A 22,246-nucleotide genomic window follows, 5' to 3' on the forward strand; every position below is an offset into this window, starting at 1 on the left:
CGCCCGATGCTGAGGCCGTTTACCCCCGCAGCGGATACTCGTTCGCTTCGAACACATGGTGATGCACCCGCCCGGTAAACATCTCCAGCAGCCCCTTCGTCACTTCGCGGCTTTCAAACCGGACTGGGCTTTCAAGTGCTGCATTGCAGGTCTTCATGTCCGGATAGCGGATGGCGAGCGCCATGGCGTAGATAGGCGCGCCCTCGTCACGGTCGGTACCGTCGAGCACGCGGACTTCCGTGGCGCCGGGAAACTGCGTCCACAGCGGCACGAGCTTTTCCTTCACATAGGCGCGAAAGGCCTCTTCCTTGCCTTCATGGATCGTGCCTTCGAAGAGCGCGTAACGGATGATCATGGGAGCCTCGCTGGAATTTTGGACGCGATTTCATAACCCGCATGAAGCATGCAGGTGCCGTCGTCAGATGATGTTGTTTTCGGGAAAGAGCCCGGCGTCGAAGACGCCGGGCAATTGGATCCGGAAGATCCCGATCCGGGGCTTATTTGCCCCAGATCTTCTTGTATTCGTCGCGATAGCCGTTGCCGGGATCGAAGGAGTTCTTCGGGCCGCCGTCGAATTCGACGTTGGCGGAGGTCACGACGTGGAGCGGCGAGACATAGCCCGACCACTTTTCGCCCGCGACTGCGCGGTTCAGTTCGTCGATCAGCTGCCAGCCCTGCAGGTTCAGCGGCTCGGCAACGGTGACGGCCTGATACTGCTTGGCGCGGATGCGCTGATAGGCGCTTTCCGAGCCGTCACCGGCGGCAACGTTGACCGGCTTGCCGTCGCCGGCAATGCCGGCGGCTGCAAGCGACGGACCCATGAAGTCGAAATAGAGGTCGTTGATGGCCAGCGAGTGCGTCCACTTGTCCCCGTATTTCTGCAGGAGCGAGGTGGTGAGCTGCGGCATGCGCTGCGACGTCTCTGCAATCGGCGTATCAACATATTCAAGCACGGTGCCGCCGAGATCCTGGATCTCCTTCTTCATCCGGTCAGCCTTGGCGATCGCGATCGCATAGGTCGAGTCGGTGAAGATGATGACGCCGGGCTTGCCCTTGGCGTCGATGAAGGCCCAGTCGGCCGCCGCCTTGGACACTTCCATCGCATCCGTCGTCACGTTGGCAAACACGCCGACTTCCGGAACCGGGCCGACCTTGGGGGCTGCGTGCCAGGAGACCATCGGGATCTTGGCGGCCTTGGCCTGCTCCATCGCCGGGCCCTGCTCGACCGCGTCGAAGCCGTTGATGATGATGCCATCCGGCTTCAGCGCCATGGCCTGACCGAAGGCTGCCGTGCGGCCGGAAATCGAGCCCGCGCCGTCCAGAACTGTCACCTTCCAGCCGATGGCCTTGGCGGCTTCCTGGATGCCGTTGACGACGCCGAGGATGCCGCCGTTCTTCATATCGGCTGCCAGCACGACGACGTTCTTGGCGGATGCCGCCTTCGGGCCGGTCGTCGGGCCATCCCATTTGGTGACCTTCGAGGCATATTTGTCGACCACGGCCTGCGGATCGGGCTTGCCTTCAGCCAAGACCGGGGCGGCAACCGCGAAGGCAAAGGCGGCAACCGTCGCCTGCATCAGAAATCTGCGTTTCATGTTCACTCCTCCCATTGAGCGTTTGGTTCAGAACCGGATGTCCGGGTTCACTTGCGGGGCGTGGCCTTCTTCACCGCGCCGCGTTTGCGTTGGGCATAGCCTGCGATGCCGATGGCGATCAGCAGGGTCACGCCGTTGAAGAGCGGTTCGACAAAGAACGATCCGCCGAATTGCTGGATGCCGGAAATGCCGACCGCGAGAATGGCGACCCCGATGATCGTGCCCCAGACATTGACGCGGCCGGGCTTGATCGTCGTCGAGCCGAGGAAGGCACCGACAAGCGCCGGCAACAGATATTCAAGGCCCACACTGGCCTGACCAATGCGGAGCTTCGAAGCGAGCAGCACGCCGGTGAGTGCGGCCAGAAAGCCGGAAGTGACAAAGGCGCCCATGACGAATTTGCGCACCGGAATCCCGTTCAGCGCCGCCGCCTTCGGGTTCGCGCCAATGGCATAGAGGTAACGGCCAATCGGCAGATATTCGAGCGCAATCCACATGAGGAGGGCGACCACCAGCACATAGAAGCCAGTGATCGGCAGGCCGAAGACCATCGTGCCGTTCAGCGCATAAAAGCCCTGCGGCAGCATGCCGACGACCTGACGGCCGCCCGTGTGCCAGAGCGCCAGCGCATAGAGCACGGTGCCGGTGCCGAGCGTGGCAATGAAGCTGTCAATCTTGGCGACTTCCACCAGAAGGCCGTTGAGCAGGCCGGTGAAGGCCCCGAGCGCCAGCACGATCAACACGGCTACCGGCCAGGGCAGGCCGAACATGGTCTGCAGGCTGATCGCCAGAACGTGCCAGAGCACGATGCCATAGCCGATGGTCAGGTCGATGCGGCCTGCTGCCATGGGGATCATCGCCGCCAGTGAGAGCAGCGCGATGATCGCCTTGTCGGAGATGATCGAACGCAGGTTCAGCATGGTCGGGAATGTGTTGGGCAGCAGGATCGAGAAGAGCAGGATCAGCGCGACCGTCAGGATGACGAGACCATAGACCGGCAGCAGGCGCGCGATCTTCTGGCCGCCGGAAAGACCCTTCATTTCAGCCTTGGTCGGTTCGAGCGCGGTGGATTCGATGGATTGCATGGTTCTCTCCCGTTCAGGCAGCTTCGGACGCGGACGCGGCGGTAATCAGCGCCGGCGTGGTCAAAGCCTCTCCCTGCAGTTCGCTGACGATGGTGCCGCGCGAAAAGACGAGCGCGCGGTGGCAGATATGTGCAATTTCTTCAAAGTCGGTGGACACGACGACGACGGCGAGCCCGGCTTCCAGCGCGCGGGCGATCAGCCGGTAGATATCGGCCTTGGCACCGACATCGACGCCTGCGGTCGGGTCTTCGGCGATCAGCAGCTTGCGGCCCGTGGCAAGCCAGCGACCGACGACGACTTTCTGCTGGTTGCCGCCCGACAGCGCCTCGACCGGCAGGTCGGGATCGTTGGGGCGAAGACCGACGGATTGCCCAATCTCTTCGGCAAGGGCCGCTTCGCTGCGCGGCGTGAGGAACGAAAAGAGCGAGCGCTTGATCGCGCCGGGGTTCAGGAACATGTTTTCGCGCACCGACAGCGAGAGCGCGACGGATTCTTCCGTGCGGTCGCGCGCGATCAGGCCAATGCCGGATTTCATGGCGGCGAGCGGGCTTGACAGATCGGGGGCCGCGCCATTGAGCAAAATATCGCCGGAAAAGGCCTCCGCACCGAAGAGTGCCCGGCCGATCGCCTCCTGCCCTGCCCCGCGAAGGCCCACGAGACCCAAAAGCTCGCCTTCACGGATATCGAAGGAAATGCGGCTCGTTCCAGCGCATTGCAGATCGCGCACCGTAACAACTGCCTTGCCGGCCTCGGCGCGTGCCTTGACGAAAAGATCGGATGCCGAACGGCCGACGATCATCTCGACCAGTTCGGCGGGGCGCGTTTCGGCGACCATCTTCTGGCCGACAAGCTTGCCGTCGCGCAGCACCGCGACACGGTCGGCGATGCGGAAAATCTCGTCGAGACGGTGCGAGACATAGATCATGCCGACGCCGCGTTCCTTGAGCGGGCGGATGGCGGCGAAGAGCCGCTCCACCTCGTCAGCGGGAAGGCTGGCCGTCGGTTCGTCAAGCACCAGCACATCGGCCTCGACGGCGAGCGCGCGGGCAATCGCGACCAGCGACTTCTCGGTGCGGGTCAGGCTCGAAACGCGGGTTGAGGGATCGAAATCGCAACCGACAAGCTTCAGCGCTTCCGCCGCGCGGGCCTCCGTCGCCTTCCAGTCGATGATGCCGGCGGACATGGAGAAGCCCTGTGCCAGGCCAACGTTTTCGCCGACCGTCATCCATTCGATGAGGCCGAGATCCTGATGGATGAAGGCGACCGGCTGGCGCTCGTTCGGCTTCGGCGGGCGGTGCGTGTAGGCCTCGCCGCGAAAGCGGATCTCGCCGCCGTCCGGCTTGTGAATGCCGGCAAGGGTCTTGATGAGGGTGGATTTGCCCGCGCCGTTCTCGCCGAGAAGCGCCAGGATTTCGCCCTTCTTCAGGTCGAGCGACACTTCGGAAAGGGCGCGCGTGCCGCCGAATTCCTTGGTGATCGATCTGAATTCCAGAAGCTGATCATCTGCCACGCTACGCTCCTCCCAGGCTCGCGATGAAGGTATGTTATCGATAACAATTTGATGTCGTCAAGCAGAAACATCGTGCTCTTCGCATCAATGTGGAGTTTTGGCGCCGTAGCCGGCGACCATCCGTGTTTTCAGGTGTTGGGGCCGTCGAGAAGGCGCATCATCTCGGCGGAATCCTTGGGGCCGAGACCCATGGTGCAGAGCAGCCGGTGGATTTCGATGACCTGTCCGGTCATCGGCAGGGGCGTCCGGGTCTTCTGGGCAAAGGCCTGAAGGCTGTCGAGGTCCTTCAGCATGTTGTCGATGCGGCCCGTCGGCGTGTAGTCGCGGGCGGCGAATTTGCCCATGAATTCCTGCATGATGGCATTGTCGGCCCGGCCACCCTTCAGTGCTGCGGGAATGCGCGCGGCATCGACGCCGCCGGCTTCCGCCAGCTTCACAGCCTCGGCGACTGCCTGAAACGCAACCGCACAGAAGAGCTGGTTGATGAGCTTGACCGTCTGCCCCGCCCCGCTCGGACCCATGAGATTATAGTTGACGGCGAGATGCTGCATGACCGCCCGCGCCCGCTCGAAATCCGCCTCATCGCCGCCCGCCATGATGGTCAGCCGGCCGTTCAGTGCCCCCGGCGCACCGCCGGAGAGTGGGCAATCGACCCATTTCATGCCGGTCTCGGAGGCAAGACGAGCCGACATGTCGGCCGTATCCTTTGGATCGATGGACGACATGTCGATCAGCAGCTTGTCGGGATTTGCCGCGCTCGCGACACCACTCTCGCCGAAGACGGCCTTGCGAACGATATCGGCGTGGTTGAGGCTCAAGACGACGAAATCGGACGCCTGAACGGCCTCGCCGATACTGGCCGCCGACTTCGCGCCCTTTTCGACAAGGGTGGCGACCTTCGCCGGATCGAGGTCGAAAACCGTGACCGTCTGCCCGGCCGCCAGCAGCCGGGTGGCAATGGCCGAGCCCATGATTCCTGCGCCGATGACGGCGATTGTCTCAGACTTTGCCATGGTTACCTCCCGAATTTCATTCAGCGCGCAGCAATAATGGCCGCCACGCGGTTCACCGCATCCTCCAGCGGCTCGGCGCAATCGACAGGAATGACATTCTCGTCTGCGCCCGGCGGCTCCAGCGTCGCAAGCTGACTGTCGAGCAGCGAGGCCGGCATGAAATGGCCGGGACGATGCGTCATGCGCGACAGAAGCAGCTCCCGGCTGCCATGCAGGTAGACGAAAACCAGCTCGTCGCCCGCTTCGCGCCGCAGCAGGTCGCGATAGACCCGCTTCAGCGACGAACAGGAAGCAATCGCCCCGCGTTCCGGCGCGCTGACCGACTGACCGACAACCGCCAGCCACGGCCAGCGATCCTCATCCGTCAGCGGCGTGCCCTTCGACATCTTGGCGACATTTTCCGCCGGATGCAGCGCATCGCCTTCGATATAAGGCAGGTCGAGGCGGGCGGCCAGCGCTTCCCCCATCGACGACTTGCCGCAGCCGCTCACACCCATAACAATCACGCGAATATATTTCATTTCAGAGACTTGCCGTAATGCCGCCGTCGACATGCAGCGTTTCGCCATTGACGAAGGACGAGCCCCTGGAGGCGAGAAAGACGGCAGCACCCACCAGTTCGTCGACATCGCCCCAACGACCGGCCGGCGTGCGCTTTTCGAGCCAGGCGGTGAATTCGGCGCTGTCGACGAGGGCCTGATTGAGCGGCGTCTTGAAATAGCCTGGCGCAATGGCGTTCACCTGCAGGCCGTATTTCGCCCAGTCGGTGCACATGCCCTTGGTCAGGTTCTTCACCGCGCCCTTGGTCGCCGTGTAGGGCGCAATAGAGGGCCGCGCGAGTTCGCTCTGGACGGAGGCGATGTTGATGATCTTGCCGCGCCCGCGCGGGATCATGCGCTTTGCAACGGCCTGCCCGACAAGGAAAACGCTCGTCACGTTCGTCTTGAAAAGAAGCTCGAACTTGTCGGCCGGAAAGTCTTCCAGCTGCGTGCGATATTGCATGCCGGCATTGTTGATGAGAATATCGATGGGTCCGATCTCGCGCTCGATCTTCTCGATGCCCGCATCGACGTCAGCCTTCTCGGTAACGTCGAAAATCGCCTTCTCAGCCTTCAATCCTTGAGCGGCCAGCGCTGCGCGGGCCTCGTCCACGCGCGCTTCGGTGCGGCCGTTAATGATCACGGATGCGCCATGGCGGGCAAGGCCGGCGGCCAGCGCAAGGCCGATGCCCTGGCTGGAACCGGTGATGAGAGCACGGCTTCCGGTGAGGTCGAACAGGTTCGACATGGTTTCCTCCTGCAAGTCTGTTGACGTGCCGCGCACACTGTCAGATCGACGGGCGCGGCTCAACTCCTCATGCACTCTGGCTAAATGTTATCGATAACATTTGCAAGCCGGAAAATCGCATGTCCGCGATTTTCTCTCGTACGACAGGATCAGACCTCGTCGGCACCGATGGCGGTGAGCGCCGCGCGGCCGACTTCCACATCCTGGTCGCCTGTACCTGACCCTACCCCAATCGCGCCGGCGAGAAGCCCGCCGAAACGGATCGGCAAGCCGCCCTTCAAATGGGTGACGCGGCCATGCGAAGCGAGACCCGCCGCCGTGCCGAATTCAGGCGGCATATTGCCGGTCGGCGCGTTGATCGAAGCGGCCGTGATCGCCTTGGAGGTGGCCGTATGCATCGAGGTAAACTTCGCGCCGTCCATGCGGAATTTCGCCAGTGTCTCGCCGCTCGCATCGACGATGACGATGTCCTGCGGCACACCCATCTCTTCCGCCTTGGCGACGGCGGCTTGCAGGGCGGCCATGACGCCCTTGTGTGTCAGTGCGGTGGCGGGTCGATGAAACATGGGAAACTCCTCGAATAATGTCAGGCGCTTTCGCGCAGGATGACCTTGTAGCTGGTCAAAGTGAGTTCGTCACCCGCCACCCCGCCGCCATTGATCGCCTGCAACAGGCGCCCGGCAGCGAGCTTGCCGATGCCATAACAGTCCACATTGACGGTGGTGATGCGCGGGTGACAGAAGGCCGAGATTTCATAATCGCCGAAACCGGCAATGGCGATATCGCCCGGCACCTTCATGCCGCGCCGCTGGCATTCCATCAGCGCGCCAAAGGCGGAAAGGTCGGACACGCAGAGCACGACTTCCGTGTCAGGCCAGCGCTCCAGCATGGAGACAACGGCCTGTGCGCCCTGCTCTATGGAAATGGGCGGCACGCCGAAGGAAATGACGCGACCGGGACCCAGCCCCAGCTCGTCCACCGCTTTCAGGAAACCGGCGCGGCGCAGGCTGCCACGCGTGTCGCGCGCCGTGGTGCCGCCAATATAGCCAAACTTGCGATAGCCGCGCCCCGCGAGCGCACGCACCAGATCGGCCATCACCTCGCTGTTGGAAAAGCCGACGACATGGTCGATTGGATCCTCCGGGATTTCCCAGGTTTCCACGACGGGAATGCCTGACTTCTCCAGCATCCGGCGCGCCTGTGGCGTGTGCGAGCCGCCGGTGAGTATGATTCCTTCCGGCCGCCGCTGCAGCATGGACTGGATCAGCTTTTCCTCCTTCTCTGTCGAATAGTCGGTATACCCGAGAAGAAGCTGAAGTCCGGAATTTTCCAGCGCATCGGTAATCCCGCGTGCCGTATCGGAAAAGTTGGAGTTGTTGATCGATGGCACCAGCGCGGCGACAAAGCCGGTGCGCCGCGACGACAGGCTGCCCGCCGCCTGATCGAGCACATAGCCCAGCTTGTCGACGGCCTGAAGGATGCGCTTGCGCGTATCTTCCGAGACGCGGCCATCCTTTTTCAGCGCGCGCGACACGGTCATCGTGGAAACGCCGGCATAATCGGCGACATCGGCCATGGTGGGCTTGCCGGCGGAAACGTCGTGCGCGCCCTTCCCCTTGGCTTTATCTGCCAATTTGTCCGCCAACAAAGCCTCCGCATCAAAAAAGTTCTTGGAAACTGATATCGATAACAATATGACTTCGTCAACAGCCGATAACGGAATAGATGAGGAGGAATGCCATGTTCGGAGAGATAGAGGGAACGGGATTCGAGGTGCTGGATCCGCGCTTCGATGCCTGCTTTGTCGGCCATGCGAAGGTCGAACGGCTCTGGACAGGCGGCCGCTGGCTGGAAGGACCGGCCTGGTTTGCGCCGGGCCGCTATCTCGTCTTTTCCGACATTCCGAACAACCGGCTGATGCGTTACGACGAAGCCGGTAACACGGTTGCGACCTTTCGCCAACCGTCCAACAACTGCAACGGCAACACGGTGGACAATCAGGGCCGGCTCGTCACCTGCGAGCACCTCGCCCGGCGCGTGACCCGCACGGAATTCGACGGCTCGGTCACCGTTCTCGCCGAGCGCATCGACGGCAAACGGTTCAATTCGCCGAACGATGTCGTCGTGAAATCGGATGACACGATCTGGTTTACCGACCCGTCCTACGGGATCATGCATGATTACGAAGGCGATTATGGCTTGGAAGAGATCGGCGGCTGCCATGTCTACCGCCACGATCCGGCAACCGGCGCCACGACCCGCGTGCTCGACAGCTTCGTCAAACCGAACGGCCTCGCCTTCTCGCCGGATGAAAGCCTGCTCTATGTCGCCGACACCGGCGCGTCGCATCAGGAAGGCGGTCCGCGCCATATCCGCAAGTTTGCCGTCGGCGCCGATAACAGCCTGACGGATCTCGGTGTTTTCGCCACCTGCACCGCCGGTCTCTTCGACGGCTTCCGCGTCGATCGCAGCGGCCGCATCTGGACCAGCGCGGGCGACGGCGTGCATTGCTACGATCCGGATGGCACCCTGATCGGCAAGATCAGAATTCCCGAATTCGTCTCCAACGTCACTTTCGGCGGCGCCAGGCGTAACCGTCTCTTCATCACGGCCACAACCTCGCTTTATGCGGTGTACCTCACGGCCAACGGGTGCAAGCTGGGCTGACGTCCCCGACTTTTTCCAGATCAACCCCTCGACAAACCCATTCAACTTTGTATGTTATCGATAACATAATGACACGCATGGAGGAGATGTCAGGTGAGTGGCGCGTCGGACAAGATCGAGGTTTTGCAGGTCGGTCCCTATCCGCAGTGGGACGAGGAAAAGCTGAACGCCACCTTCACCATGCATCGCTATTTCGAGGCCGCCGACAAGCCGGCCTTTCTGGCAAGGGTCGGGGCCAATATTCGTGGCATCGCCACGCGCGGCGAGCTGGGCGCGAACCGTGCGATGATCGAGGCCTTGCCGAAGCTGGAGGTGATCAGCGTCTACGGCGTCGGCTATGACGCGGTGGACCTCGCCGCCGCCCGCGAGCGCGGCATTCGCGTCACCAACACGCCCGATGTGCTGACCAAGGATGTCGCAGACCTCGGCGTTGCCATGATGCTTGCCCAGTCGCGCGGCATGATCGGCGCAGAAAGCTGGGTGAAGAGCGGCAATTGGGCCTCGAAGGGTCTCTATCCGCTGAAAAACCGCGTCCATGGCAGGCGCGCCGGCGTGCTGGGCCTCGGCCGCATCGGGTACGAGGTCGCCAAACGCCTTGCCGGTTTCGACATGGACATCGCCTATTCGAGCACGTCGGCAAAGAAGCTCGCCGAGAACTGGACCTTCATCGCCGATCCGGTGTCGCTCGCGGCCCGCTCGGATTTCCTCTTCGTGACGCTCGCCGCCTCCGCCGCGACCCGCAACATCGTCAGCAAGCAGGTGATCGAGGCGCTGGGTCCGGAAGGCATGCTGATCAATATCTCCCGCGCCTCCAATATCGATGAGGGGGCGCTGCTCGATGCGCTCGAATCCGGCGCGCTCGGCGCAGCCGCGCTCGATGTCTTCGAGGGGGAGCCGAACCTCAACCCGCGCTTCCTGAAGCTCGACAATGTGCTGCTTCAGCCGCACCATGCCTCGGGCACCTACGAGACCCGCAAGGCCATGGGCAAGCTGGTATTCGACAACTTGAGCGCCCATTTTGCGGGCCGCCCGCTTCTCACCCCCGTTCTGTGAGGCCAGACATGAAAGCCATCGTCATCCACGCTGCAAAAGACCTGCGCATCGAAGAGCGCGAGCCCGAACAGCCCGGCCCCGGCGAAGTCCAGGTGAAGCTCGCGGTTGGCGGCGTCTGTGGCTCCGACCTGCATTACTATAATCATGGCGGTTTCGGCGCGGTGCGGCTGAAGGAGCCGATGATCCTTGGGCATGAGGTCTCGGGCCATATTACCGCATTGGGTGCCGGCGTGTCCGATCTCGCCATCGGCGATCTGGTCGCGGTCTCCCCATCCCGCCCCTGTGGTCATTGCGAATATTGCCAGAAGGGTCTGCAGAACCATTGCCTGAACATGCGCTTCTACGGCTCCGCGATGCCGTTTCCGCATATTCAGGGTGCATTCCGCGAAGTTCTGGTGGCGAACGCAAGTCAGTGCGTCAAGGCGGGCAGCCTTTCGGCTGGCGAAGCCGCGATGGCCGAGCCGTTGTCGGTCACGCTGCACGCCACGCGCCGCGCCGGCGACATGCTGGGCAAGCGGGTGCTGGTTACCGGCTGCGGCCCGATCGGCGCACTCTCGGTCCTCGCGGCGCGTCGCGCCGGTGCGGCTGAAATCGTGGTCACGGACCTGACGGCACAGACGCTGAAGTTTGCGAAGGCGGTCGGTGCGGATGTCACGATCAATCTCGCCGATGACCCGGAAGGGCTCAAACCCTACACCGCCGGCAAGGGGTATTTCGATGTGCTCTACGAATGCTCGGGAGCGGCTCCGGCGCTCGCCGGCGGCATCCAGGCGATGCGCCCGCGCGGTGTCATCCTGCAGCTTGGCCTTGGCGGAGACATGAACGTGCCGATGATGGCAATCACATCCAAGGAACTCGACCTGCGCGGTTCGTTCCGCTTCCATGAAGAGTTTGCGGTTGCTGTTCGGCTGATGCAGGCGGGGCTCATCGACGTCAGGCCACTGATCACCCATACGATGCCGCTTGAAGACGCGGAAAGCGCGTTTGTCATGGCGTCCGATCGGACGAAGGCCATGAAGGCGCAAATCGCCTTCAGGTCCTGAGATCAGGCACGAAGGAAGAGGCCGGGGATGGCCTCTTCCGCATCTGCGCTGTTCAGGCAGCCGCGCGCTTGCGCAGCTCGTTGACCTGATTATCCACGCCGTCGATGAGCGCCGTCAAGCGGATGTCGAAGACGATCTCGGCGAAGGGGCCGTTCAGGTTGTTGGCATGGATGCTGGCTTCATCCGTCCGCTCGATCACCGAAGGCACGAGGCCATCGCGGGTCGCATAGGCGAAGTCGTCATTGATCAGCGGATCGCCTTCGATGTTGATCTGCGTGGTGAGCTTGCGGTGACCGTCGGCGCTGATAAAGAAGTGGATATGTGCCGGACGCTGGCCGTGGCGACCGAGCGCCGAGAGCGCCTTTTCGGTCGGGCTTCCCGGAGGCACGCCGTAGCCGCTCGGCAGGATGCTCTGGAACTTGTAGCCGCCCTTGTCGTCGGCAATGATCGTGCGGCGCATGTTGAACGGCGCCTGCTTGCCGGTCGGGTCGAAATGCGAATAGAAGCCGCGCGTGTCACAGTGCCAGACCTCGACTTTAGCACCCGGCATCGGCTTGCCGTCCGCACCATAGACCGTGCCATGCATGATCAGCGTGTGGCCGTTCTCGTCGGAGCCGTCGTCGAGACGGGCGTAGCCGGTAGAGACAGGCGCGCCGGCGACATAGAGCGGGCCTTCGATGGTGCGCGGCGTCGGGTTCTCGATGCCGAGTTCGGCGTCGATGGCGTCAAGCCGCTCGTCGAGGAAATGGTCGATGCCGAGACCGGGCGAGATGAGACCCGCCTGGCCTGCCGCGCCGATTTCATTCAGCCAGGCAATGCCGGCCCAGTATTCGTCCGGCGTGATATTGAGATCGTCGATGGCCTTGAACAGGTCGGAGACGATCCGGTGGGTGATTTCCTTGACGCGCGGATTGCCGCCGCTCTGGTCGAAGCCGCTCAGCGTTTTCAGGAAGTCCTGAATATCGGGACGGTTGAAGATCTTTACGCTCATTGTCAGTCCTCCACATGGGTTGTTCGGTCTTGCGCGCCGGCTTGCCTCCCGGCAGCGCGCCTTGCATTGAATTCAGGTGTCGTCGGTGCGGATCGAAGAGGGATGCCGCAACAGCGGCGTCACCTCGATCTTCATGAAGCGAAAGAGCGGCAGGCCGGTCAGCAGCTCATGCAGCTCTGCATTGTCCTTCACGTCGAAAAGGCTGTAATTGGCGTATTGTCCGGCAATGCGCCAGATATGCCGCCACTTGCCGCTCTCTTGCAGCGCCTGCGAATAGGCCTTCTCCTTTGCGATGATTTCCGCCGCTTCTGATGCGGGCAGATCGCGGGGAATGTTGACATCCATCCGGACGTGGAAAAGCATGTTCGTCCTCCCTAAAGCGCAACATGAATGGATTTGCGCGCCGCATGGCGGGTGAAGAAGGCGACGCGATCCTCATCCAGCGTAATGCCGAGCCCCGGACCGGTCGGAACCGTCAGGCCGAAATCGCTGTAGTCGAGCGGCGTCGCCAGAATTTCCTCGGTGATGAGCAGCGGGCCGAAGAGTTCCGTGCCCCATTGCAGGTTGGCGAAGGTGGAGAACACCTGCGCCGAAGCGATCGTGCTGACGGCAGCCTCCAGCATCGTGCCGCCGTAAAGTTCTATGCCGGCGGCATCCGCAATCGCGGCCACACGCTGGGCATTGTAGAGACCGCCGCTCTGCTCGATCTTCACGGCAAAAACATCGGCGCCGTGGACTTTCGCAAGCTCGAAGGCCGATTCCGGCCCGGTCAGCGACTCGTCCGCCATGAGCGGCACCGGAAACCGGCGCATTAGCCTCGCGAGCGCCGCCGCCGAGGAGACGGGCTGCTCGACGAGTTCGCAACCGGCATCGGCCAGCGCCGCCATGCCATAGACGGCCTGCGTTTCGCTCCAGGCCATGTTCACGTCGACCCGTACGGCCGCCCGATCGCCCAGCGCCCGCTTGATGGCGGCGACATGGGCGATGTCCTCCTTCTGGCTCTTCGCGCCGATCTTCAGCTTGAAGACATTGTGGCGGCGGAGATCGAGCATCTGTTCGGCTTCGGCGATATCGCGCCCCGTATCGCCCGAAGCGAGCGTCCAGGCGACGGGCAGTCTGTCGCGGCGACGACCGCCCAGCAACTCGCTCACCGGCAGGCCAAGGCGCTTGCCATGGGCATCCAGCAGCGCGGTCTCGATGGCGCTCTTGGCGAAACGGTTCTCTTTCACATGTTTGCCGAGCCGCGCCATCAGAAGCTGAACGCGCGTTGCATCCTGCCCGATCATCGCAGGGGCAAAATATGTATCGAGGGCGAGCTTCATGCTTTCCGGGCTTTCGCCACCATAGGCTAGCCCGCCGATGGTCGTGCCTTCGCCAATGCCGACAATGCCGTCGCTGCAGACGATGCGGACCAGCATCAGCGTCTGGCCGTTCATCGTCGCCACCGACAGCTTGTGCGGCCGGATCGTCGGCAGATCGACCAGCACGGTCTCGATCCGCTCCACGAGGGGCGCGGCGTTCAAGGCGGCAGGATGTGAGGCAACGATTGTGTTCATGCCGAAGAGATTGCGCCTGAGACACAGCCCGCGTCCAAGATTATTTGCATCTACAATCATACTTAAATGGTATGATAAGGGGAAACAGAGGGCCAAACACGGCCTCACCACATTGCAAAATATCACGGATGTTGGTTTTCGGGCGCGCATCAGGGGATTGGAAACAGGATGGATCTTCGCCAGCTTCGCTATTTCGTCGCCGTGGCGCGCGAGCGGAACTTCACCCGCGCGGCCGAAGTGCTCAACATGGCGCAGCCGCCGCTGAGCCGGCAGATCCAGCTTCTGGAGGAAGATCTCGGCGTCGAACTCATCATCCGCAAGAGCCGTCCCGTGAAGCTGACCGAAGCCGGCCGTCTCTTCTACGAACAATCGTTGCAGGTCCTTGGCCGTGTTGACCAGATGCGCGCGGCGACCCGCCGCGTCGGCCTCAACCAGAACAGTGTGCTTTCCATCGGCTTTGTCGGCTCGACGCTCTATGGCGGCTTGCCATCGCTCTTGCGGCGGCTGCGCCAGCATGCGCCGGAACTCGACGTCCAGCTTCTGGACATGATTTCCGTGCAGCAGATGGCGGCGCTGAAGGAGGGACGGATCGACATCGGTTTCGGGCGTCTCAGACACAACGATCCGAATATTGCCTCGACGATTGTCCGGGAAGAGCGCCTTGTCGTCGCGACGCCGAAGGACACGCCGCTTGCGCAGGATACGGGCCCGCTGTCTGTGAAGGACCTCGCGGGCCGAAGGCTCATCGTCTATCCCAAGGAACCGCGCCCGAGTTATGCGGACCAGGTTCTCAATCTGCTGCAAAGCGAGGACGTGCGCCCGTCCGAGGTCCAAGAGGTGCGAGAAATCCAGACCGCGCTTGGGCTCGTTGCCGCCGATGCTGGCGTCTGCATCATCCCTGCCTCTGCCCGCCAGATGCGCGCCGACTTGCATTACCGCCTCATCGCCGAGGACCGCGCGACGTCTCCCGTCATCCTGAGCCACCGGCTGGGCGATAGATCCTCTTACATCGAGCTCATCAAGCAATTGATCGCGGAAATGGATGGCGAGGACACGGATTGAGGGCTGGCTCGCTCCAGTCGGCGGCGCAGTGCCTCCTGCATCAGCCAAAGCGTCTCAGTTTGTAAGGTGCCGGATCCACGATCGGCGGCGCGTTCGTCACCAGATCGGCGGCGAGCTGCCCTGCCGCCGGCCCGGTGCCGAAGCCGTGGCCGGAAAAGCCGGTGGCGATGGTGAAGCCCGGAATGCTGTCGATGCGCTCGATGGCGGGCAATGAATCCGGCGTGATGTCCATCATGCCGGCCCAGACCTCCTGAACCACCATGTCCTTGAAGATGGGCCAGGCGGCCACGAGATTCCGGATCGCCTCAGCGTTGATCCCCTCATCCGCCTGCGGGTCCATCGTGCGGATGCGCTCGAAGGGGGAGACGCTCTTCGGGCCCCAGCGGCGCGGCATCCGGATATCGTCGAGGAAGTCCTTGCCAAGGCCGATGCGAAGGAGACTGCGCTGGTGGCGCAGCATGTGCAGATAGCGCATGCCGATCAGCAGATGGTCGAGCAGCAGCGGCGCACCGAGCGCGCCGCGCTGGGTGACCGTGTAGCCGCCATCGCTTCGCTTGCGGAAGGAGAAATCCGGTCCGCCGACGGCGATCTCCGTCGGCCCGTCCATCGGCGCGGTGCGCATGACGGAGGAGACGAGCGGCAGCGTCGGCAGTGCTATGCCGAGATTGGCGAGGAACTTGCGCGACCACAGGCCCGCGGCGAGCAGGACTTCGCTGCACCGGATCTCGCCACGTTCGGTGACGACGCCCGTCACCCGGCCACCGGAGCGCGACAGGGTACGCACGGCGCAGTTCTCGACAATCTGCACACCGAGCCTGGCGGCGGCATTGGCAATGGCGCTGGGAGCAAGCGTCGGTTCGGCGCGGCCGTCGGAGGCGGTGTAGATGCCGCCCGCCCATTGGCCCTTGCCGCCGGGAACAAGCGCATCGATTTCGCCGGCACTCAGCAATTTCGAATCCAGCGACAGGTCGCTCACCGATTTCATCCAGCCGCGATGCATCTCCATCTCGGCTTCGGTGCGCGCGAGATACATGATGCCGGCCTGACGATAGCCGACATCGACGCCGACGCGCTGGGGCATCTGGGTCCAGAGCTGGTCGGCGGCCACCGCCATCGGCACGTCGGGGGCCGAACGCCCCATCTTGCGGCACCAGCCGAGATTGCGCGACGACTGTTCGGCCGCCACCCTGCCCTTTTCCAGCACCACGACCGGAATGCCGCGCTCGGCCAGCGTCAGCGCCGCCGTCAGGCCGACGATCCCCGCGCCGATGATGACGACGGTGGTTTTCGTGGGGAAATCGGGGGCGGTCTGAACCGGTGAAATTGCGGGAGCCATGGCAATCATCCTTGGGTAAAGCGTGGTGGCGGGTAAAGCCCGTCGTCAGAGGGAAATGGTGCGCTTCTCGGTCTCGGCGCTCGCCGCACCGCGATAGGCGGTCACTTCGATCTCGACCTTGTAGACGGTCGACCCGAGCGGAGGGCAGGTCACGGTCGAGGCCGGATCGGTGCCGCGGAATTTCTCGCCGACGATGGTCATGACGGTCTCGGTGTCCTTCGGCTCCTGAATGAAGACGCGCGACATGACGACATCGGCAAGGCTTGCGCCCACGGCGGCCAGCGCACGTTCGATATTGGCGAAGACCTGACGGGTCTGCGCCCCGACCTCCTGGGGGATTTCCTTCGTGTCGGGGTTACGCCCTGCGGTGTTCGACACGAAAATCCAGTTGTCGACGGCCACCAACCGGGAATAGCTGCCATGGTCCTCGAATTTCGAATCGGTCTTGATCTTGACGATCTTGGTCATGATCGCTCCTTGCGATTGCGATTGGGAGAAGCCGGGCGGACACTTGTCGCGCGCCACCCGGCCGAGTTGCGCCCCCAGGGGCGGGACGCACTCAGCGCAGGACGGGAACGTCCCACAGGTTGAGCTTGACGCCGATGCCGCGTTCAATGGCGTTGCGATAGACGATCGTGCCCCAGGCGACATCCTCCACCGGCATGCCGCCGACCGACATGATGATGATCTCGTCATCATTCTTGCGGCCGGGCGCATCGCCGGCGACGATCTTGCCGATATCCTCAAGCTGGTCGCGGCTCATCTTGCCCTCCGCAATCATGTCCATGAACTTCACGCCGATGATCGGCACATGCACATGCGCGGGCTTGGGCAGCTCGTGGAACCAGGCGTCATAGAGGCCGGTATTGTCGACCACCTTGCGGATATCGGCCTTTTCCATGCCCTCATCGATATTGCAGAGCGCGGGCATGGCGAGGAACGTGCCGGGCTTGACCCATTCGCGCTTCACCATCGGATAGGTGGACGGATCGCCAACCGCGCCGGAATTGCAGAAGGTCACGAGGTCGCTGTCGCGCACGACCGCTTCAATCGTATCGACGAGTTCGACCTTGGTCACCTGCGGATAGGTTTCCTTCAGCCATGAAAGGAAGCTGTCGAGGCTCTTCTGGCCGCGACCCTTGACCTTGACCGTATCGATATTCGGGCAGGCGGCGATGAAGGCGGCGAGCGTCGTCTTGGCCATGACGCCCGGACCCAGCACACCGACGACGCGGGAATCCTTGCGCGCCAGATGGCGGGCACCCACACCCGGGATCGCACCCGTGCGATAGGCCGAGAGCAGGTTCGCCGACATGAAGGCCAGCGGTGCACCGGTATCGGCATCGTTGAGGCAGAACATGAGGATCGAGCGCGGCAGGCCCTTTTCGCGGTTCTCGATATTGGAGCCATACCATTTCATGCCGGCGGTGCGGAAGCGACCGCCGAGATAGGCGGGCATGGCCATGAAGCGACGGTCGGCGGTCGGCTTCGGCATGTCCGGGAAGGGAGAGCTTTCCGGGAAGCTGATCGCCGCACCGTGGCTGTCGCTGTTGGGACCCGCCATGCGGTAATCGCCGTGGTAGAGCAGGCCGAACATTTCCTCCATGGCATCCACACAGGCCGGCATTTCGGTGACACCGGCGCGGATCATGTCCTGCTCGGAAAGATAGATGAAGTCGATCTTGGTATTCTCGGTCATTGTCTTTGCTCTCGTTCAGATAAGGCTTCGCTGGCCCGCCCTCAGCACTGCGGCTGCGGGCAGGTTTGCATGTGACGAATGAATTCCAGGGGGATGGAGGGCATGGCTCTGCGCCATGCCCTTCTGTTCTCAGTCGGCGAACACGCGGCCGAGTGCTGCATAGCGCTCGGGGCTTGCCTTCTTGATCGACAGGGCGAAGCCTGCGCCGATCAGGCCGATCAGAACCACGATAACCGGGAAGGAATCGACCACGATGTTCGACGTTCCCGCCAGCAGGCCGAGATTTGAGATGACGAGGACGATCGCACCGGCGAGGCCGATGAGCGCCAGGATCGGCGCGATCGTGGTCCTCCATGGTCCATAACCCTTGTTGTCCTTGCGGAAGAACATGATGATGGCAATCGACACCATGGCTTGCACCGCGAGAATGCCGAGCACCGCCAGCGCCGACATGTAGGAGAAGACGACAGCCAGCGGATCCTGCCCGGCGATGACGAAGACTGCCAGAACAACGGCGGCAATGCCCGATTGCAGTATGCCGGCGACGTAGGGCGAGCCGTGAATCTCATGCACCTTGCCCAGAACTTCGAAGGCAAGGCCTTCCCGGCCGAGCGCGAAGAAGTAACGATTGAGCGTGTTGTGGAAAGACAGGATGCAGGCAAACAGGCTGGTGATGAGCAGCACATTCATCGTATGCGCCGCCCAGGGGCCCAGCACCGCAGTCGCAGCGTCGAAATAGAAGGTATTGAGCGATGCGTTGGCCGTCTCCTGGATCTTGGATGGCCCGTAGAACTGGACGATCGCCCAGGTCGAGAAGGCATAGAAGACCGCAATCAGCAGGACCGAGATATAGGTGGCACGCGGAATGGTGATTTCCGGGCGATGCGCTTCCTCGCCGAAAATGGCGGTTGCCTCGAAGCCGATGAAGGAGCCGACGACGAAGACCAGCGAGACACCAAGGCCCGGCGTGAAGACGGTCGAGGGCATGAAGGCCGACGCGCTCATGCCTTCCGGGCCGCCGCCATGAAGCACGATGCCGATGTCGAGAAGCAGCAGGATGACGATTTCGGCCAGCATGCAGACGCCGAGGATCGCGCCGGAGAAGGTGATGTTACGCTGGCCGGCCAGATGCGTGATGGCCAAGAAGGCAAAGGACCAGACCCACCAGGGCAGGTCGAGGCCGAGCGCCGCCATTGCGCCATTAGTGAAGACACCGATCAAGCCATAGACGGCGACTTGAACAGAACTGTAGGTCAGAAGCGCGATGAACGCGCCCGCGACGCCGGCCGGCTTGCCGATGCCGTTGGCGATATAGGTGTAGAATGCGCCTGCGCCGCTGATATGACGGCTCATGGCCGTGAAGCCGACGGAGAAGATCAGATAGAGCAGGCCTGCAAGAACGAAGGCACCGGGAACACCGGCCCCGTTTCCGAAGGCGAATGCCGGCGGCGTAGCACCGACAACGGCCGTGAGCGGCGCGGCGGCCGCGACGACGAAGAAGACAATGTGCGCGATGCCGACGGAATTGCCGGCCAGCTTTCCACTGGGCGCAGTGAGACTCTCATCATTTTTCATGTTGAACCCCTTTTATGTGTTTAATTGTTATTTGAGAAATCTAGGGAAGATTTTTGCGGTGCAATATTGCAATCCATGCCGCAATTTTGATAATTTACGTCACCATTCACGCAATTTTCACACTGTCGCGGAGCCGTGGCATGAAGGACGTGCATCGCCGGACCGGGAACGTCGCCTTCATCCGCGTGGCCGCCATCACGCCGCTGATCCATCAGTTCGACAAGCGGCAGGAAAAGGCGCGCGTGCTTCTGGCGCGCCACCGGCTCTCGCAATCGCTGCTGGACGACCCCTATGCGGTGATCCCGCTGCAGAGGTTCATCGCCTTTTTCGAGGATGCGGCCGAGGCGCTGGAAGACCCGTATTTCGGAGCGAAGCTCGGTTCCGCCTTCAAACCGGCCGATATCGGCCCGCTCGGCATGCTGTTTTCGCTGTCACCGACGATCAAGGACGCGTTCGAGCGGATCGCGAAATTCGTCAATTCGCTGCAGAACTCCACGAGCTCCAACTTCGTAGAGGATGGCGAAACATTCGTCTGGACCTACCGGATCGCCGACCAGTCGATCTGGCCGCGCCGACAGGATGCGGAATATTCGCTGGCCGCCAGCTGCCAGCTCGTGCGCTCCAACTTTTCCTCCGCCTGGAAGCCGGAAGAGGTGCATTTCGAGCATGATGCGCCGGCCGATGCCGAAATTCTGCGCCGGATTTTCCGCGCGCCGGTCCTCTTCAGGCAGTCGAGCAACCGCATCATCATGCGCACCGACGACATCACGCGCGTCTATCGCAGCGACAACAAGGAACTGGCATCGATCCTCGAACGTCATATCGCCGACCTGATCGAGGAAACGGAAGTCGGCCAGAGCCTGACCTCAAAGGTAACGGCGCTGATCGAACACTATGTCGGCCGCAGGCCGGTGACGATCGGCTTTCTTGCGGAAGAGCTGGGAATGAACGCTCGCACACTACAGCGCCAGCTGGAGCGCGAAGGAACAAGCGTGCGCAGCCTCACACAAACCTATCGGCAGCAGCTTGCCGCCAATCTGCTGGCCACCGGCAAGAAGACCTCGATTTCGGAAATCGCCGAGACACTCGGCTACGCCGACAGCGCCGTCTTTGGCCGGGCCTTCAAAACCTGGACCGGGCACGCGCCGTCGCGGACGGGAAAGTGACGAACAGCTTCTGAAGATCATATCCGCGGATCGGCGGCGCGGACGATCTCCACCGCATTGCCCTTCTCGGGCATGAACTCGAGCAGCAACCCGTTTTCCAGCAGCAGCCAGTTGTCGCCCTTGGCGGTCGAGACCGCGCCGCGGGCGCGTGAGGCTGCGATCGCCGCCGGCACATCCTTGCAGACGATGCCGAGATGGCCGAAGCGGCCTTCGGGCCCTTCAAAATCCGGCGCGGCAATGAGCTGCACGCCGCCCTGCAGCCAGACCTGGCGCGGCGCCTTCGGATCGCCATCGATCTTGGTGACGCCCATGCCCAGCACCTCGGCGAAGAAGTCGATGAGCGGAAGGATATCGCGGACGAAGAATGCGGTGTGTTCGACATAGGCGGTGGTGGCTGAGGCGGTGACAGACATGGGCGAGCCTTTGATGATGCGGGCGTGAAAGGGTTCGGGCTGCGTTCAGGCCGAGGCGCGGGCCGGAAAGTCCGGTTCGCCGCCCCATGCGCGTTCGAGGTTGTTGTCGCGGAAATAGCGCACCAGCGCGTCGATGAAAAGCCGCGTGCGGGCAGGCAGATGCGTGCGCGTCGGGAAGGCGACATTCATGGTCAGCGGCTGCAGCCGCCACTCGGGCAGGACTTCCACGAGCCGCCCGGCCTCCAGATCAGCCCGAACGACATAGGCCGGCTGGACGAGAATGCCCATGCCCTCAAGTGCGGCCTGTTTCAGCGCCAGACTGTCGTTGCAGGTGATTTCGCCCGCGACGGGCAGGCGCTTCGTCACGCCGTGGCGCTGAAAGGTGAGATGGTCCCACTCGTCGGACAATGTGTAGAGCAGCAGCGCATGGCGCTCCAGCTCTTCGGGGCTAGCCGGCGCGCCCCGCGCGGCGAGATAGGAGGGCGAAGCAGCAAGAATGCGCGGCACGTCCGCGAGCTTGCGCATGGTGATCGAACTGTCCGCCTCAATGCGGCGGGTGCGGACGGCGAGATCGAGCCCGCTTTCGATGAGATCGCCATAGCGATTGCAGATTTGCAGATCGACATGCACCGCCGGGTGGTCGATCTTGAACTGCCGGATGACCGGCATGAGATGGAGAAGCGAAAAGGCGAGCGATGCGCCGACCCTCAGCGTGCCGAGCGGTTCGGCCTTGACCACGCTGACGCTCTCCTCAGCAGCATTCAGCGTGCCCAGAATCTCGCGCGCCTGGCTGGCGAAACGCTCGCCCTCCAGCGTCAGCGACAATTGCCGCGTGGTCCGCTGAACGAGGCGCACGCCGAGGCGGTTTTCAAGGCTGGTGAGACAGCGGCTGACGCCGGACACCGACAGGCCCATGAGGTCCGCCGCCCGCGTCAGGCTCGCCTCGTCGGCGATCCGGGTGAACACTTCCAGTTCGGTAAAACGGTCCATTGCATTTCTTGCTCCCCTTTTTATTACGGTAATATTCATCTAATTTTTGATGAAGTGCAAGGGCGGTTTGCGCCGCCTGGCGAATTTTTGCGAAAGCCGCAACAGAGTTTTCCAGCTTACGTGATTTATCACACATCAAGACGGTGACAGGCTGCGCCGTGAGCATGGGAGGGCTCAAGCCTCTCCTGCACACCCATAAGGTATC

23 protein-coding genes are annotated in these 22,246 nt (G+C 62.6%); 5 read left to right on the top strand and 18 right to left on the bottom strand.

Going from position 1 to position 22,246, the window contains the following annotated elements; genetic code table 11:
* Positions 1–19: 19 nt before the first annotated feature.
* The 9 genes from ABID16_RS12205 to ABID16_RS12245 all read right to left on the bottom strand — a co-directional run bounded on the left by ABID16_RS12205 (position 20) and on the right by ABID16_RS12245 (position 8,066).
* Complete coding sequence (locus tag ABID16_RS12205; protein ID WP_354556627.1) at positions 20–355, bottom strand: hypothetical protein; 336 nt, start codon at positions 353–355, stop codon at positions 20–22.
* A 142-nt stretch (positions 356–497) separates the two neighbouring features.
* The gene (locus ABID16_RS12210) at positions 498–1,595 is read right to left on the bottom strand and encodes an ABC transporter substrate-binding protein (RefSeq protein WP_354556628.1); all 1,098 of its coding nucleotides are present in this window, start codon (positions 1,593–1,595) and stop codon (positions 498–500) included.
* Between the two features lie 47 nt (positions 1,596–1,642).
* A complete protein-coding gene (locus ABID16_RS12215) occupies positions 1,643–2,680 on the bottom strand; it encodes an ABC transporter permease (RefSeq protein WP_354556629.1) in 1,038 nt (345 codons plus the stop codon).
* A gap of 13 nt (positions 2,681–2,693) precedes the next feature.
* Complete coding sequence (locus ABID16_RS12220; RefSeq protein ID WP_354556630.1) at positions 2,694–4,190, bottom strand: sugar ABC transporter ATP-binding protein; 1,497 nt, start codon at positions 4,188–4,190, stop codon at positions 2,694–2,696.
* A gap of 128 nt (positions 4,191–4,318) precedes the next feature.
* A complete protein-coding gene (locus ABID16_RS12225; protein WP_354556631.1) occupies positions 4,319–5,203 on the bottom strand; it encodes an NAD(P)-dependent oxidoreductase in 885 nt (294 codons plus the stop codon).
* 20 nt (positions 5,204–5,223) lie between these two features.
* Positions 5,224–5,724 (bottom strand): gluconokinase, encoded by a 501-nt coding sequence (locus tag ABID16_RS12230; RefSeq protein WP_354556632.1) that lies wholly within the window; start codon positions 5,722–5,724, stop codon positions 5,224–5,226.
* Position 5,725: 1 nt separating this feature from the next.
* Positions 5,726–6,490: an SDR family oxidoreductase gene (locus ABID16_RS12235; RefSeq protein ID WP_354556633.1), complete on the bottom strand. Its 765-nt coding sequence runs from the start codon at positions 6,488–6,490 to the stop codon at positions 5,726–5,728.
* 149 nt (positions 6,491–6,639) lie between these two features.
* Entirely contained in the window at positions 6,640–7,056 is a 417-nt protein-coding gene (locus ABID16_RS12240) for a GlcG/HbpS family heme-binding protein (RefSeq protein ID WP_354556634.1), read from the bottom strand.
* A 20-nt stretch (positions 7,057–7,076) separates the two neighbouring features.
* Positions 7,077–8,066, bottom strand: a complete 990-nt coding sequence (locus tag ABID16_RS12245) for a LacI family DNA-binding transcriptional regulator (RefSeq protein ID WP_354556878.1) — start codon at positions 8,064–8,066, stop codon at positions 7,077–7,079.
* 164 nt (positions 8,067–8,230) lie between these two features.
* On the opposite strand from ABID16_RS12245, the gene ABID16_RS12250 reads away from it, so the two are divergent.
* From ABID16_RS12250 to ABID16_RS12260, 3 genes are all read left to right on the top strand, one after another.
* Complete coding sequence (locus tag ABID16_RS12250; RefSeq protein ID WP_354556635.1) at positions 8,231–9,157, top strand: SMP-30/gluconolactonase/LRE family protein; 927 nt, start codon at positions 8,231–8,233, stop codon at positions 9,155–9,157.
* A 93-nt stretch (positions 9,158–9,250) separates the two neighbouring features.
* Positions 9,251–10,210 carry a 2-hydroxyacid dehydrogenase gene (locus ABID16_RS12255; RefSeq protein ID WP_354556636.1) on the top strand — a complete coding sequence of 320 codons (960 nt, stop codon included), beginning with the start codon at positions 9,251–9,253 and terminating at the stop codon, positions 10,208–10,210.
* An 8-nt stretch (positions 10,211–10,218) separates the two neighbouring features.
* Positions 10,219–11,253: an L-idonate 5-dehydrogenase gene (locus tag ABID16_RS12260; RefSeq protein WP_354556637.1), complete on the top strand. Its 1,035-nt coding sequence runs from the start codon at positions 10,219–10,221 to the stop codon at positions 11,251–11,253.
* Positions 11,254–11,305: 52 nt separating this feature from the next.
* Here ABID16_RS12260 and catA read toward each other — a convergent pair whose 3' ends face one another.
* The 3 genes from catA to ABID16_RS12275 all read right to left on the bottom strand — a co-directional run bounded on the left by catA (position 11,306) and on the right by ABID16_RS12275 (position 13,800).
* Positions 11,306–12,244 (bottom strand): catechol 1,2-dioxygenase, encoded by a 939-nt coding sequence (gene catA, locus ABID16_RS12265; RefSeq protein WP_354556638.1) that lies wholly within the window; start codon positions 12,242–12,244, stop codon positions 11,306–11,308.
* Positions 12,245–12,316: 72 nt separating this feature from the next.
* Positions 12,317–12,607, bottom strand: coding sequence for a muconolactone Delta-isomerase (gene catC, locus ABID16_RS12270; RefSeq protein ID WP_354556639.1), 291 nt, complete (start codon positions 12,605–12,607; stop codon positions 12,317–12,319).
* Between the two features lie 11 nt (positions 12,608–12,618).
* Entirely contained in the window at positions 12,619–13,800 is a 1,182-nt protein-coding gene (locus ABID16_RS12275) for a muconate/chloromuconate family cycloisomerase (RefSeq protein WP_354556640.1), read from the bottom strand.
* A 168-nt stretch (positions 13,801–13,968) separates the two neighbouring features.
* Here ABID16_RS12275 and ABID16_RS12280 point away from each other — a divergent pair, with 168 nt between their 5' ends.
* Complete coding sequence (locus tag ABID16_RS12280) at positions 13,969–14,862, top strand: LysR family transcriptional regulator (protein ID WP_354556641.1); 894 nt, start codon at positions 13,969–13,971, stop codon at positions 14,860–14,862.
* A 40-nt stretch (positions 14,863–14,902) separates the two neighbouring features.
* On the opposite strand, the gene ABID16_RS12285 is transcribed toward ABID16_RS12280, so the two are convergent.
* From ABID16_RS12285 to ABID16_RS12300, 4 genes are all read right to left on the bottom strand, one after another.
* On the bottom strand, positions 14,903–16,198 hold the full coding sequence (locus ABID16_RS12285; protein WP_354556642.1) for an NAD(P)/FAD-dependent oxidoreductase: 1,296 nt from the start codon (positions 16,196–16,198) through the stop codon (positions 14,903–14,905).
* 45 nt (positions 16,199–16,243) lie between these two features.
* Positions 16,244–16,666 carry a Rid family hydrolase gene (locus tag ABID16_RS12290; protein ID WP_354556643.1) on the bottom strand — a complete coding sequence of 141 codons (423 nt, stop codon included), beginning with the start codon at positions 16,664–16,666 and terminating at the stop codon, positions 16,244–16,246.
* A 91-nt stretch (positions 16,667–16,757) separates the two neighbouring features.
* Entirely contained in the window at positions 16,758–17,897 is a 1,140-nt protein-coding gene (locus ABID16_RS12295) for an ornithine cyclodeaminase family protein (protein ID WP_354556644.1), read from the bottom strand.
* Positions 17,898–18,026: 129 nt separating this feature from the next.
* Positions 18,027–19,472, bottom strand: coding sequence for an APC family permease (locus ABID16_RS12300; protein WP_354556645.1), 1,446 nt, complete (start codon positions 19,470–19,472; stop codon positions 18,027–18,029).
* A 140-nt stretch (positions 19,473–19,612) separates the two neighbouring features.
* Between ABID16_RS12300 and ABID16_RS12305 the strand changes: the two genes are divergently transcribed.
* Positions 19,613–20,638, top strand: a complete 1,026-nt coding sequence (locus ABID16_RS12305) for an AraC family transcriptional regulator (protein ID WP_354556646.1) — start codon at positions 19,613–19,615, stop codon at positions 20,636–20,638.
* Positions 20,639–20,655: 17 nt separating this feature from the next.
* On the opposite strand, the gene ABID16_RS12310 is transcribed toward ABID16_RS12305, so the two are convergent.
* Positions 20,656–21,051 carry a VOC family protein gene (locus ABID16_RS12310; protein ID WP_354556647.1) on the bottom strand — a complete coding sequence of 132 codons (396 nt, stop codon included), beginning with the start codon at positions 21,049–21,051 and terminating at the stop codon, positions 20,656–20,658.
* 45 nt (positions 21,052–21,096) lie between these two features.
* On the bottom strand, positions 21,097–22,041 hold the full coding sequence (locus ABID16_RS12315; protein WP_354556648.1) for a LysR family transcriptional regulator: 945 nt from the start codon (positions 22,039–22,041) through the stop codon (positions 21,097–21,099).
* Between the last annotated feature and the right edge of the window lie 205 nt (positions 22,042–22,246).

It is taken from the genome of Limnomicrobium aquaticum (genome assembly GCF_040545545.1).
Classification (GTDB): Bacteria; Pseudomonadota; Alphaproteobacteria; order Rhizobiales; family Rhizobiaceae; genus Ensifer_A; species Ensifer_A aquaticum.

Excerpts from the sequence above, each read along its gene's own strand:
- ABID16_RS12275 (WP_354556640.1), bottom strand. The coding sequence starts at position 13,800 with ATGAACACAATCGTTGCCTCACATCCTGCCGCCTTGAACGCCGCGCCC.
- ABID16_RS12235 (WP_354556633.1), bottom strand. The coding sequence starts at position 6,490 with ATGTCGAACCTGTTCGACCTCACCGGAAGCCGTGCTCTCATCACCGGT.
- ABID16_RS12245 (WP_354556878.1), bottom strand. The coding sequence starts at position 8,066 with ATGGCCGATGTCGCCGATTATGCCGGCGTTTCCACGATGACCGTGTCG.
- catA (WP_354556638.1), bottom strand. The coding sequence starts at position 12,244 with ATGAGCGTAAAGATCTTCAACCGTCCCGATATTCAGGACTTCCTGAAA.
- ABID16_RS12295 (WP_354556644.1), bottom strand. The coding sequence starts at position 17,897 with ATGACCGAGAATACCAAGATCGACTTCATCTATCTTTCCGAGCAGGAC.
- ABID16_RS12225 (WP_354556631.1), bottom strand. The coding sequence starts at position 5,203 with ATGGCAAAGTCTGAGACAATCGCCGTCATCGGCGCAGGAATCATGGGC.
- ABID16_RS12305 (WP_354556646.1), top strand. The coding sequence starts at position 19,613 with ATGAAGGACGTGCATCGCCGGACCGGGAACGTCGCCTTCATCCGCGTG.
- ABID16_RS12315 (WP_354556648.1), bottom strand. The coding sequence starts at position 22,041 with ATGGACCGTTTTACCGAACTGGAAGTGTTCACCCGGATCGCCGACGAG.
- ABID16_RS12205 (WP_354556627.1), bottom strand. The coding sequence starts at position 355 with ATGATCATCCGTTACGCGCTCTTCGAAGGCACGATCCATGAAGGCAAG.
- ABID16_RS12260 (WP_354556637.1), top strand. The coding sequence starts at position 10,219 with ATGAAAGCCATCGTCATCCACGCTGCAAAAGACCTGCGCATCGAAGAG.
- ABID16_RS12285 (WP_354556642.1), bottom strand. The coding sequence starts at position 16,198 with ATGGCTCCCGCAATTTCACCGGTTCAGACCGCCCCCGATTTCCCCACG.
- ABID16_RS12310 (WP_354556647.1), bottom strand. The coding sequence starts at position 21,051 with ATGTCTGTCACCGCCTCAGCCACCACCGCCTATGTCGAACACACCGCA.
- catC (WP_354556639.1), bottom strand. The coding sequence starts at position 12,607 with ATGCTTTTCCACGTCCGGATGGATGTCAACATTCCCCGCGATCTGCCC.
- ABID16_RS12230 (WP_354556632.1), bottom strand. The coding sequence starts at position 5,724 with ATGAAATATATTCGCGTGATTGTTATGGGTGTGAGCGGCTGCGGCAAG.
- ABID16_RS12240 (WP_354556634.1), bottom strand. The coding sequence starts at position 7,056 with ATGTTTCATCGACCCGCCACCGCACTGACACACAAGGGCGTCATGGCC.
- ABID16_RS12300 (WP_354556645.1), bottom strand. The coding sequence starts at position 19,472 with ATGAAAAATGATGAGAGTCTCACTGCGCCCAGTGGAAAGCTGGCCGGC.
- ABID16_RS12290 (WP_354556643.1), bottom strand. The coding sequence starts at position 16,666 with ATGACCAAGATCGTCAAGATCAAGACCGATTCGAAATTCGAGGACCAT.
- ABID16_RS12280 (WP_354556641.1), top strand. The coding sequence starts at position 13,969 with ATGGATCTTCGCCAGCTTCGCTATTTCGTCGCCGTGGCGCGCGAGCGG.
- ABID16_RS12215 (WP_354556629.1), bottom strand. The coding sequence starts at position 2,680 with ATGCAATCCATCGAATCCACCGCGCTCGAACCGACCAAGGCTGAAATG.
- ABID16_RS12210 (WP_354556628.1), bottom strand. The coding sequence starts at position 1,595 with ATGAAACGCAGATTTCTGATGCAGGCGACGGTTGCCGCCTTTGCCTTC.
- ABID16_RS12250 (WP_354556635.1), top strand. The coding sequence starts at position 8,231 with ATGTTCGGAGAGATAGAGGGAACGGGATTCGAGGTGCTGGATCCGCGC.